Source organism: Exiguobacterium sp. s7 (genome assembly GCF_018618195.1).
GTDB lineage: Bacteria > Bacillota > Bacilli > Exiguobacteriales > Exiguobacteriaceae > Exiguobacterium > Exiguobacterium mexicanum_A.
The window spans coordinates 6,996-19,405 of sequence record NZ_JACSLO010000022.1; the positions used below are offsets into that span (position 1 = coordinate 6,996).

General features: G+C 49.8%; 8 protein-coding genes, 2 tRNA genes and 1 other annotated feature. Of the genes, 3 read left to right on the forward strand and 7 right to left on the reverse strand.

Annotated features, from left to right (window positions below; translation table 11 throughout):
- The 6 genes from KNP79_RS15155 to pdxS form a co-directional block, all read right to left on the reverse strand.
- Positions 1-86, reverse strand: a tRNA-Ser gene (locus KNP79_RS15155).
- A 38-nt stretch (positions 87-124) separates the two neighbouring features.
- Positions 125-215: transfer RNA gene (locus KNP79_RS15160), tRNA-Ser, on the reverse strand.
- Between the two features lie 155 nt (positions 216-370).
- Complete coding sequence (gene serS / locus KNP79_RS15165) at positions 371-1,654, reverse strand: serine--tRNA ligase (protein WP_215192907.1); 1,284 nt, start codon at positions 1,652-1,654, stop codon at positions 371-373.
- Between the two features lie 51 nt (positions 1,655-1,705).
- Positions 1,706-1,913: a binding site (T-box leader), on the reverse strand.
- An 18-nt stretch (positions 1,914-1,931) separates the two neighbouring features.
- The gene (locus tag KNP79_RS15170; RefSeq protein WP_353048192.1) at positions 1,932-3,176 is read right to left on the reverse strand and encodes a D-alanyl-D-alanine carboxypeptidase family protein; all 1,245 of its coding nucleotides are present in this window, start codon (positions 3,174-3,176) and stop codon (positions 1,932-1,934) included.
- 87 nt (positions 3,177-3,263) lie between these two features.
- Entirely contained in the window at positions 3,264-3,842 is a 579-nt protein-coding gene (gene pdxT / locus KNP79_RS15175; protein WP_214755142.1) for a pyridoxal 5'-phosphate synthase glutaminase subunit PdxT, read from the reverse strand.
- 1 nt (position 3,843) lies between these two features.
- Positions 3,844-4,734 carry a pyridoxal 5'-phosphate synthase lyase subunit PdxS gene (gene pdxS / locus KNP79_RS15180; protein ID WP_021066746.1) on the reverse strand — a complete coding sequence of 297 codons (891 nt, stop codon included), beginning with the start codon at positions 4,732-4,734 and terminating at the stop codon, positions 3,844-3,846.
- A gap of 284 nt (positions 4,735-5,018) precedes the next feature.
- Here pdxS and pdxR point away from each other — a divergent pair, with 284 nt between their 5' ends.
- The 3 genes from pdxR (at position 5,019) to KNP79_RS15195 (ending at position 10,600) form a co-directional block, all read left to right on the forward strand.
- On the forward strand, positions 5,019-6,419 hold the full coding sequence (gene pdxR, locus KNP79_RS15185; RefSeq protein WP_034781910.1) for a MocR-like pyridoxine biosynthesis transcription factor PdxR: 1,401 nt from the start codon (positions 5,019-5,021) through the stop codon (positions 6,417-6,419).
- Entirely contained in the window at positions 6,419-7,033 is a 615-nt protein-coding gene (locus tag KNP79_RS15190) for a class A sortase (protein ID WP_214755145.1), read from the forward strand. The genes pdxR and KNP79_RS15190 overlap by 1 nt, the downstream gene beginning before the upstream one ends.
- Positions 7,034-7,171: 138 nt before the next feature.
- Positions 7,172-10,600: an alpha-amylase family glycosyl hydrolase gene (locus KNP79_RS15195; protein WP_215192908.1), complete on the forward strand. Its 3,429-nt coding sequence runs from the start codon at positions 7,172-7,174 to the stop codon at positions 10,598-10,600.
- A 44-nt stretch (positions 10,601-10,644) separates the two neighbouring features.
- Here KNP79_RS15195 and guaB read toward each other — a convergent pair whose 3' ends face one another.
- The gene (guaB, locus tag KNP79_RS15200; RefSeq protein WP_034781919.1) at positions 10,645-12,108 is read right to left on the reverse strand and encodes an IMP dehydrogenase; all 1,464 of its coding nucleotides are present in this window, start codon (positions 12,106-12,108) and stop codon (positions 10,645-10,647) included.
- Between the last annotated feature and the right edge of the window lie 302 nt (positions 12,109-12,410).

A 12,410-nucleotide genomic window follows, 5' to 3' on the forward strand; every position in this document is an offset into this window, starting at 1 on the left:
GAGGTGGTGGGATTCGAACCCACGCAGGCTATTACACCCCTGACGGTTTTCAAGACCGTTCCCTTAAACCACTTGGGTACACCTCCAAAAAAATATGAAATTGTTGAGCCTCCAAAAATAAAAATGGAGGAGGTGGTGGGATTCGAACCCACGCAGGCTATTACACCCCTGACGGTTTTCAAGACCGTTCCCTTAAACCACTTGGGTACACCTCCAAAGCTCATATACAATTGGTGAGCAAACATCTCGCTCGACATGATTTATAGTACCAACTTGGCAGACAGATGTCAAACCCTTTTGTGAAAAAACATTAAAAAAAACCAAAAAAATCCCGCCTGAACGATACGTTTCAGACGGGCTGGTTTGTTCATTACTGAGGCATTTCAATTTTCTCGATGCCGCCCATATATGGACGTAATACTTCCGGAATGACGACTGAACCGTCAGCCTGTTGGAAGTTCTCTAAAATCGCAGCGACGGTCCGGCCGACTGCGAGGCCAGAACCGTTAAGCGTGTGGACGAATTCTGGTTTTGCGTTCGCTTCGCGACGGAAACGAATTCCGGCCCGGCGCGCTTGGAAGTCTTCAAAGTTCGAACAAGATGAGATTTCACGATACATCCCTTGCGCCGGCATCCACACTTCGATGTCATATTTCTTCGCAGCCGTGAAGCCGAGATCGGCCGTACACATGCTGAGCACTTGATATGGAAGACCGAGACGCTTAAGCACTTCTTCAGCGTGGCCCGTCAAGATCTCGAGTTGTTCATAAGACTCTTCAGGTTTCACAAACCGGACGAGCTCGACTTTGTTGAACTGATGCTGACGAATGAGCCCACGTGTGTCGCGTCCGGCTGATCCCGCTTCTGAACGGAAACAAGCGCTATACGCCGTATACGTGATTGGAAGTTGGTCTTCCGTGATAATCTCGTCACGGTGCATGTTCGTTACCGGAACTTCTGCCGTCGGTACGAGGAAATAGTTCGTATCCGCCACTTTGAATGCGTCTTCCTCAAATTTAGGAAGTTGTCCCGTCCCGGTCATCGCGTCGCGGTTGACCATATAAGGAGGGAGCACTTCAGAATAGCCATGTTCATCGGCATGCATATCCATCATGAAGTTGATGAGGGCACGTTCGAGACGGGCGCCGAGACCTTTATAAAAGACAAATCGGCTACCTGTCACTTTACCCGCTCGTTCCACATCGACGATTTTCAAATCTTCCATGACGTCCCAATGCTGTTTGAGTTCGAATTCGAACGTCGGTTTTGTTCCGACTTCACGGATGGTGACGTTATCGTCTTCCGTTTCTCCAATCGGCGTTGATTCGTGCGGGATGTTCGGGATACTGAGGAGAATCAAGTTCAATTCGGCCTCGACTTCACGCAACTCTTCATCGAGCAATTTGATTTCATCCCCGAGACGGCGCGTCTCGAGAATCGGTCCATCCGCATCTTGCTTATTGCGTTTCAATTCCGCAATTTGCTTCGTCGCTTCATTTCGTTTTGCTTTCTTCACTTCAACCTCATTGATCAAGTTGCGGCGTTTCTCTTCTAACTCCGGGAAACGATCGAGCGCACTCAAATCCTCGCCGCGATGAGCTAGCTTCGTTTTAATCTCTTCAAAATCTGAACGTAATCGTTTAATGTCTAACATTCGTTATTCCTCCTTTTTCACATAAAAAGGTGGCACGTCCCTTTCCCGTAGGAAAGGGACGAACCACCTTGGATCCGCGTTGCCACCCTCGTTGCCCGAAATCGGGCCACTCGATGCACGTAACGTGTGCGTAACGTGACTTGTTTCCAAGCCAATGCTCCGAGGCCGATTCGGTTACATCATCCCACTAGTTTGCACCAACCACTAGCTCTCTGTCAGTAGATGACCGTAACGTACTTTTCCCCATCATTGCATCTGTCATTGAATTAGTTTTACTTTACAACATCTCAACTCTATCGACAAGACTCAGTTTTCCGAGCACGAGTCGAACCTCATCTAAAAAGTCGGAGAAGGCACGCGTCATACGTGTCAAAAACGATGCCATCTCGACCGGTTCGGCCGCAACGAGCGTTCCTTTAGGTGGAAGTTCACCATCTAGATACCGAACGCTTCCAGAAGGCTCGATGGTGACGGTCCCGACCTGTTGATCGGCCGCAATTGGGGCTTTCGTATTCGGAAGATCGTAAGTCGGTTCAGGTACATCCTGCCCTTTCTCGACGAGCACTTCAAAGGCCGACGTCGTGCGCACTTTCGCTGTCTCGACCGCACCTTCAGCAACATGGAGCGTCGCCGGGACGATTTCGCCTGTCCGTAAAATCGGGGTTAAGACGAAGTCTCCATATGCATAGTCGTGAAGAGCTTTCGTGGCAGTATAACGCCCTTGATCGGTCTTCGCTCCGAGAACGACCGACAGCACGGTACGTCCATCTCGCGTCGACACGCCGATGAAGCAGTAACCGGCATCGTCGGTCGTGCCCGTTTTGAAGCCAAGCATACCCGGATAGGCTAAATCTCGACCGGCGAGCATCCGATTCGTCGCTTCGAAGCGGACCCCGTCGATGTCGACATACGCTTGTTTCGTCACATCGAGCACTTCCGGGAACTTCGTCAAATACGCCAAAGCGAGCATCATCAAATCATTGGCCGATGTCAAATTCTCCCCTGGACGTCCCGCTGACACAGAGTCAAGTCCCGATGCATTGGCGAACGTCGTTTGGGTCATGCCAAGTTCGGTCGCCCGTTCGTTCATTTTCTTCACGAATACCCCTTCCGAACCAGAGACGGCCTCGGCCAATGTGACCGCCGCCTCGTTCGCGGAACGAATCAACGCCACATCGTAAAGTTCTTTTACCGTGTACGGTTTATTGACGAGCGGAATCCGAGCCAATCCTGGTTTTCGGGTCAGCGCCAACGCCTTGTCGCTCGGGGTCACTTCTTGGTTCCAACTGAGGTCACCCGCTTCGATGGCTTCTCGGACGAGAAAAGCGGTCATCAGCTTAGTGATTGATGCCGGAGGAAGCATGGCGTCCTCTTCTTGTGAGAACAGGATTTGTCCCGTCGTCATGTCCACGAGCATCGCGCCGGTCGCATCAACTTTAGGTGCCGCCGATGCATCCGTCGGCACGATCATATTTAAAAGGATTGCCCAAACGAGCATCCATCCGATCCATCTTTGTCTCACGGTCTTGCCCCTTTCTATACGTATCTCGTTACAGTGTAGCAAAAAAACACATGAAAAAGGCTCCCTATTTGCTAGGGAGCCTTTCGATCAGGCGAGTTGTCGCTTTGTCGCTTCAACTATGTCCAAGAAATAGCGGTGCATCGACAAGTCGTCCGTCAATTCCGGGTGGAACGAGCAAGCCATATACTTGTCATACCGAACCGCGACAATCGCTTCCTCGACCTCGGCGAGCACCTCGACGCTCGCTTCGACCGATGCGACTTGCGGCGCTCGAATGAACACTGCTTCGACAGCGTCATCGATTCCATTGACAGTCAAATCGACTTCAAAGCTATCAACTTGTCGTCCGAACGCATTCCGTTTGACCGTCATTGGGATTTTACGCAAGTGCGCATCATATCCTTCAACTTCGGTCGCGAGCAAAATCAAACCAGCGCACGTTCCAAACATCGGCAACTCCGTATTCTCACGTAACGGCTCGAGCAAGTCATAGCGATCAAGCAGGCGACGCATCGCCGTGCTCTCCCCACCCGGTAAGACGAGTCCATCGATTCGATTTAAGTCATCGACCGAGCGGACGACGAGCGTATCCGCACCAAGTGCTTCGAGCATGTGAACGTGTTCGCGAATCGCACCTTGCATTCCGAGTACACCAATCGTGGTCATCTTACCAACCTCGCGGTGCCATAAGTTCTTCTTGTTTGAGCGTGCGGACGTCGAGTCCTTTCATCGCTTCGCCGAGTCCTTTCGACAAGTGCGCGATGCGCTCATAGTCATCATGGTATGTCGTTGCTTCGACGATGGCACGGGCAAATTTCTCAGGGTTCTCCGCTTTGAAGATTCCTGATCCGACAAAGACGCCGTCCGCTCCGAGGTGCATCATGAGTGCCGCATCGGCTGGTGTCGCAATTCCGCCTGCTGCGAAGTTGACGACCGGGAGGCGACCTGCTTCACGGATTTGCATGAGTACTTCAAACGGGGCACCAAGGTCACGCGCTTCCGTCATCACTTCATCGATGCTCATCGAGAGCAAGCGTTTCACTTGGGCTTGAACGGTACGCATGTGACGAACCGCTTCGACGATATTGCCGGTTCCCGGCTCACCTTTCGTCCGGATCATCGCTGCGCCTTCACCGATGCGGCGTGATGCTTCACCAAGATCACGAGCGCCACAGACGAACGGTGCTTTATAGTCCCGTTTGTAGAGATGGAACTCTTCGTCAGCCGGTGTCAATACTTCGCTCTCGTCAATGAAATCTACCCCCATTGATTCAAGGACACGTGCTTCAGCGATGTGACCGATGCGGCACTTCGCCATGACCGGTACTGATACCGCACCCATGACATCTTCGATGATTGTCGGGTCGGCCATACGGGCGACACCGCCCATTTTACGAATGTCTGAAGGTACACGCTCGAGCGCCATAACGGCGACTGCTCCTGCCGCTTCAGCAATTTTGGCTTGCTCCGCGTTGATGACGTCCATGATGACGCCACCTTTTTGCATCTCGGCCATACCTCGTTTTACTTTGTCTGTCCCTACTTGTCTCTTTTCCAAATGGATCCCCTCCAATAAGCTAGTCTACTTGCAAGTATAAATTGATTTGACTATATTGAAAGTGCCAGTTTTGTATTTTCTGAAGTGGTCAGTTTAAACAAAGGACTTCATTTCCTAATTCTCGAATGTTGTAAAGGACAAGGGGGATGATGAAATGGACCAATGGAACAGTCGTGACGAGGCGCATGGACGAAGCTTTTTCGGGAAAGCCGGAGTGTTTTCGCTCCTACTCGTTATCGGATTCATGCTCTATTTTTTCTTTGGCTGACTAGAAAGGATTAACTATGGATATGCTCACGTTCTCGCTCGAGGCTGACTCGAGCGTCCCGTTATATGAACAACTCTATTTGCACATTCGACAAGCCATCGTCGATGACACCCTCACCACCGGGACAAAACTTCCGTCCAAACGTAAGTTAGGCGAGTTTTTAGATGTATCACAAACGACAGTCGAACTGGCTTATGCCCAGCTGCTCGCGGAAGGATATATCGAGTCGTTGCCACGCAAAGGCTTCTACGTGTTACCGCAAGAAGAACTGTACGTCCGGCGCGGCAGTAGCGTCATCGAACCGCTCCCGGTGAAAAAAACATATGAGTTCGACTTGTATCCGAGTCAAATCGACACGACCGCTTTCCCATTCGAACGTTGGCGCCGGCACTTAAAACAAGTCGTCTCGGAAGAACATCACGATTTGCTGTCACTTGGCTCTGTACAAGGCGATTTCGTCCTTCGTCAAGAAATTGCGACCTATCTCTACCATTCGCGTGGTGTGCATTGTTCTCCCGAACAAATCGTTGTCGGATCGGGAACCGAGCAGCTGTTGCCCCAATTGTTAGAACTGTTGCCGGATACCACGACGTTCGGCATTGAGGATCCGGGGTATCCGCTCACCCGCCAACTGTTCGCCCATCAACGACGGACGTTCATTCCAATTCCTGTTGATGAGAGTGGCGTCCGTGTCGATGTGGTGGAACAAGCAGCCATTGATGCCCTTTATGTGACACCGGCCCATCAATTCCCGACCGGAACGATTTTATCGGTCAGCCGCCGTCAACGTCTGCTCAACTGGGCATCGGAGCAGCAAACATATGTGATCGAAGACGATTATGACAGCGAATTCCGTTATAGCGGTAAGCCCATCCCGTCCTTGCAAAGCATGGATCAAAACGAGCGGGTCGTCTATTTGAGCACGTTCTCGAAATCGCTAATGCCTTCATTGCGAATCGGTTATATGGTGCTCCCCCCTCCGCTGTTGAATCGCTACCGGGAACGTTATCGTCACTTCACATGCAGCGTGCCCCGCTTCGAGCAACACACGTTGGCCGAATTTATGGCGACCGGTGATTTTGAGAAACATCTGAACCGGATGCGTAAAACATATCGACGTAAACTTGAAATCATCATCGCCGCTTTCAAACCGTATGAACCGATTGTCTCCATCACAGGGGCGAGCGCAGGCCTTCATGTTGTGCTATCTGTCCAAACGACAAAGTCGAGCGAAGAATTAAAACGTCTGGCCGAAGCCGCGAGTATTCGAATCAATGCGATGACCGATTATCGCATCAACTCGAGCGATACGGTCCCACAGCTTTTATTCGGGTTTGCCGCCTTATCTGAAGAAGTATTACCTGCCGCCGTCAGTGCACTCATGTCGTGTTGGAACATTGAGAAAGGAAGAGATTGATGAAACGGTCACGCTATTTCGTCGGTGGTCTCCTCTTATTAATCGGTACACTCCTGTTATCCGAATCGTGGTGGAAAGACCAACTCGCGACGTGGAACAGTCAACAAGTGACCGCCGAGATTCAACCGAAACAGCCCGAAACCGGCGAATTTGAGTTTTCAAACGTCGAGCCATTATCCTGGGAACAACTATTGACTGTGCGCAATCGGTTTCACGAATTACCGACCCTGGGTCTCATTTCCATTCCAGATGTTAACCTTGAACTACCCATTTTATATGGTCTCGATAACGAGAACTTGGCTGTCGGTGCCGGAACGATGGATCCGTCCCAGCACATGGGAACCGGAAACTACGCACTTGCCGGCCACTATACGCAAAGCCCGACCGCACTGTTCGGGCCACTCCATACCCTCGACATCGGCATGTCCATCTATGTAACCGACATGAAGCACACGTTCCAGTACGAAGTTACTTCCCTAGAGACTGTCCCCCCGACACAAGTTGATGTACTCGAACCAACAACTGAACCGACGATTACGCTCGTCACGTGTACGTTCGATACGACGGAACGGTTGATTGTGAAAGGACGCCTCGTGAAGCAAACGCCTCTCTAACCGATAGGCGTTTTTATTATTTTTCAAAAAACATATTGTGAGCGCTTACATATTCAGCTAAACTATTCCTGAAACCGTTTGCGCAATTTTGACAATTCGTTGCCCTGTAGACGACACATTCCATGAAAGAGGTGCTTTATGAAGAAGAAAGCGGCACGACAGACGACCACGTTACTTTTATCATCCGTTCTCCTGATCCAAGCCGGCGTCCCGATGAACGCTTTGGCTGAACCTGCCACAATCTCAATTGATGGCTTAAAAACAGATTGGACGAACACGCCAGCGCTCGCCACATCCCCACAGGCGGGTTGGCAAGGATTCGATTTAGGAGACGTCTATCTGCAGAACGATGCACGTAACCTTTACTTTTATGTGGATGCGAACAACGTCCCGAACTGGGGCGACAATGGTCAGTACATAAATATCGCCCTCCAAATCAATGAACAAGATTCAGGCGTAGCGACAAACCCGCTTGGCTATCCGTTCAACTTTAGCCAAACCGATAAAAAACCACAGTATCATATTTTACTTCGCGTCGATGGCGATACATCAGTAAAAGAAGCTGCTCTGTATGAAGCAGGTAAATCCACACCACTCGCAAACTTAAGCAACTTGAACGGCGCCTCGTTTGCTATTGACCGCACGAAAGGATTTGAAGGCAAAATCCCATTGTCCCTGCTTGGCCTAAGCAACGAGGATACCGTTCGGGTCCTCACGGTACTCAGTGGGAATAATGCTACCGAGCATGGTGCGTTCGACACGATTCCAAGTAATTCGGCCAACAAAGTCGCCGATAGTTGGAACGTTTCGGCTACTCCGTCGACACAATCGGTATATAGCCCAGCCTTCACGTTGAGCGGTGTCGAGACGGTCAGTCAACTCGAAGTGACAGCAGTCACACCGGCCAATCAATCGGAACAAGTGGACATCAAATCCCCAATCACTTGGACGTTCAATGAGCCTGTGTCGTTAGACGCTTCGAACATCAGCTTGATGAATGGCGAGACAGCTGTACCGTTCACGGCTGAAGCGAGCGGATCGACAGTGACCGTCACACCGACCGAAGCACTCGGCTTGAATCAAACATATACCGCGACCCTTCCCGCGGACGCTGTGAAAGGAAACCTGTCGAACACGACGTTACCGGCATTGACGACGTCATTTAAAACCATCACTGAAATCGCCGATCCATGGAAAACACAACGCTACATCGAGATGTTGTACGTCCGGGCCGACAACGATTATACCGATTGGAATTTATGGACGTGGAGTACTGGTGCCAAAGATGGCCAAGTAGATCCATACAAAATCACTGAAGAAGGTGCCGTCTTCCGTATCCCGGTCGGAAAAGATGCGACCAACGTAGGCTTTGTCATCCGCAAAGGCACGGATTGGGCCGTGAAGGATGGTTACGGGGAAGACCGTTATGTGAAACTCGGCAATGATCGAGTCACAAAGGTCGTCGTCGAGAGCGGAAAAGGAACGTTCCACCAAGTACCGACGATTCAAGGGCCCGTGTTTGAAGATGGTGCCGTCACGTTCTTCTACCGTGACAAAGCGTTGTATGAAGAAGGACAACTCGATGAAATCGACAGCGTCGCGTTAAAAGTCAATGGCACGACATACCCGATGACTTACGAAGCGAAGAACGAATGGTTCCGTCATACGGTAAAATTGCCGGAAGGGGAGCATGATTATACATTCCTTGTCACGAAAGACGGTGTCACGACTGAAGTGAAAGACCCTTACTTTGAGGCGTCGAGCGTTGAATATCGTCGTCCCAACGTCAAATTGACCGCTTCTGTTGCTCCAAAAGCGATTAGTTCTCGAGAAAACGCGGTCGTCCAGGTGAAGCCGACGTTGCCAAAAGGTGTCCAATTACGAGAAATGTACATCGATGCCCGTCCACTCGGTGGACCAGCCAAGCTAGCGGTAGACCCGGCACTGAACAAACAGACGATTGCAGTGAAAGATACTGTCAAACCAGGCAACAAGTATTTGACGATTACGGCGATTGACCAATACGGAAACGTTCATAAGACGAAAACATCGTTGACGGTCCGACCGGTCTCGATGAAGGACAAGCAAGAGTTCGATTGGGATGAGGCACGGATTTACTTCATGCTGACCGATCGCTTCTATGACGGGGATAAAACGAATAATAACCCGAATGGTGAATACTACGACCAAGACCATCTTGAGTCGTATCACGGCGGCGACTTTGCCGGCGTCACGAAAAAACTCGACTATTTGGACAAGTTAGGTATCAATACAATTTGGATCACACCGATCGTCGACAACATTGATTGGGATCTTCGTTACGGTAAAGACGGCTCACAGTACGGCTACCACGGCTATTGGGCGAAAAACTTCGAAAAACTCGATGAGCATCTTGGGGATATGAAGGCGTTCCATCGTCTCATCGACGAAGCAAACGCACGAGGCATCAAGATTATGGTCGACGTCGTCCTGAACCACCCTGGCTACGGCATGGAACCAGGAGCTGTGGACACGGGTGCGACAAACTTCCCGACAAATCAGGAACGTAAAGCGTTCGAGGGGATGATTCGTTCGAACCCGGTCGATGGGGATGATTTAAAAATGTCACTCTCTGGGCTGCCAGACTTTAAAACAGAGGAAGCAGCTGTTCGTGAACAACTCGTCAAATGGCAGACAGATTGGGTTAAACGCTCGAAGACGAAAAAAGGTAACACTATCGACTACTTCCGCGTTGATACAGTCAAACACGTCGATTCGACAACATGGAAGTCGTTCAAAAACGAGTTAACGGCACTTAAACCAGACTTCAAGATGATTGGAGAACATTACGGCGCGAGTGTAAACAACACGGGCGGTTACTTACAGAGCGGCCAAATGGATTCGCTACTCGACTTTGACTTCAAATATCAAGCTGAGCGGTTCATCAATGGGAATATTGATGACGTTCAGAGTGCGCTCCAATACCGCAACACACAACTCTCGAATGAAGCGACGCTCGGACAGTTCCTCAGTAGTCATGACGAAGACGGTTTCCTCGTATCACGTGCCGGAGGAGATGAAGGAAAACACATGGTCGCCGCTTCGCTTCAAATGACGGCGAAAGGTCAACCTGTCATCTACTATGGTGAAGAGGTCGGTCAGTCAGGAAAACATGCCTTGGATATGGATAAAGGCGAGTTCAATGAAAACCGTTATGACTTCGACTGGAAGCGAGTCAAAGGAGAAGGCAAAGCGATGCACACGCACTACCAGAAGCTTCTCAATATTCGTGCTGACTATTCGAAAGTATTTAGCAAAGGAACACGGGCCGTTATCTCGGGTGGGTCTGCGAAGGGATATTCTGTCTTTGAACGAAAACACGGCAAGGACTCGATCCTTGTTGCCTTGAATACGACAGAGGCGAAGCGAACAATTACGTTCCAAACGAACCTTAAGTATAAGACGAAACTTGTCGATCGCTATAGTGGACGAAACTATGTGGTCAAACGAGATGGCAAAGTCACGGTCATCTTGCCTGCGCAAGATGATGGTGGTACAGTCATTCTTGTCAACAAAGTTAAAAAATAATAATAAAAAGCCGTTGCCTCTGAATCGAGACAACGGCTTTTCGTTTAACGTGAGTAGTTTGGAGCTTCTTTAGTGATATGAACATCATGTGGATGGCTTTCTTGCAAGCCAGCCCCTGTCATGCGGATAAACTGCGTATCTTCGCGTAACGCCCGAATGTCAGCTGCCCCACAATAACCCATTCCTGAGCGAAGGCCACCGATGAGTTGATACACCGTATCTGCCAACTCGCCACGATAAGCGACACGACCTTCAATACCTTCCGGCACGAATTTCTTGTCCGCTTCTTGGAAGTAGCGATCTTGGCTTCCACGTTTCATCGAGGCTTCAGAACCCATTCCACGGTATGTTTTGAACTGACGTCCTTGATAGATTTCCATCTCACCTGGACTCTCTTTCACACCAGCGAGAAGACTACCGAGCATGACCGCATGACCACCAGCCGCAATTGCTTTCACGATATCACCTGAATACTTGATTCCACCATCGGCAATGACTGTGACACCATGTTCTCTAGCTTCTGTGACACAATCGTATACCGCTGTGATTTGTGGAACGCCGACACCTGCTACGACTCGTGTCGTACAGATTGACCCTGGGCCAATCCCGACTTTGATGACCGATGCACCGGCTTCAATCAAAGCCCGTGTTGCTTCGGCTGTCGCGACATTCCCTGCAATAATCGGGAGTGTCGGGAACATGTCACGTAACTCTTTTACTTTCTCAATGACGCCGGCTGAATGGCCGTGAGCTGTGTCTACCACTAGAGCATCGACACCAGCATCGACAAGGATTTGAGCACGCGATGCGGCATCTTTCGTGACACCGACGGCGGCTGCAACGAGTAAGCGACCTTGTTTGTCTTTCGCTGCGTGCGGGAACTGTTCGACTTTCTCAATATCTTTTGTCGTAATGAGACCTTTTAACACACCTGAATCATCAACGAGCGGTAATTTTTCAATCCGATGTTGATGAAGAATGCGTTCTGCTTCTTCAAGGGACGTCCCTACTTTTGCGGTGACGAGGTTTTCCGTTGTCATGACATCCGCAATCACTGTCGAGTAATCTTTAATGAAGCGAAGGTCGCGGTTTGTTAAAATCCCGATCAATTTGCGTTCTGTTTCCGAATTAACGATTGGAACACCTGAGATACGGTATTTACTCATCAAGTACTCTGCATCGTACACTTGACGCTCAGGCGTCAAATAGAACGGGTTCGTGATGACGCCGTTCTCCGAGCGTTTAACGCGATCGACGTGTTCTGCCTGCATCTCCATCGACATGTTTTTATGAATGACTCCTAGACCACCTTGGCGTGCCATGGCGATGGCCATCGGTGCTTCTGTGACCGTATCCATACCTGCACTGATGATTGGTACGTTCAACTCTAGACCTTCACAAAGTTTAGTGCTCAAACTCACATCTCTTGGCAAGACATTTGAAAAGCGCGGTACGAGTAACACGTCATCAAACGTTAATCCTTCTTTTGCAAACTTGTTTTCCCACATAAAAATCGATTGCCCCTTTCCCTATCGGACCCGAATCTTTGTTTCGAAATATTTCTGTAATGGTAACAGGTATAGGGCGAAAGTGCAATTCAATTCACGATGTTCAGAAAGTTCAGAATTGTGTTCGTTCCATTCACTTTCATCTTTTAATGTTCGGAATTAGATTGTATGTGTCGCTTACGAATAGAAAATTTAATGACAATCCACAAAAAAAGACGACCAAGCGGATGCTTGATCGTCTTTCGCGTTGGCCTGGCAACGTCCTATCCTCACAGGGGGAGACCCCCAACTACTTTCGGCGC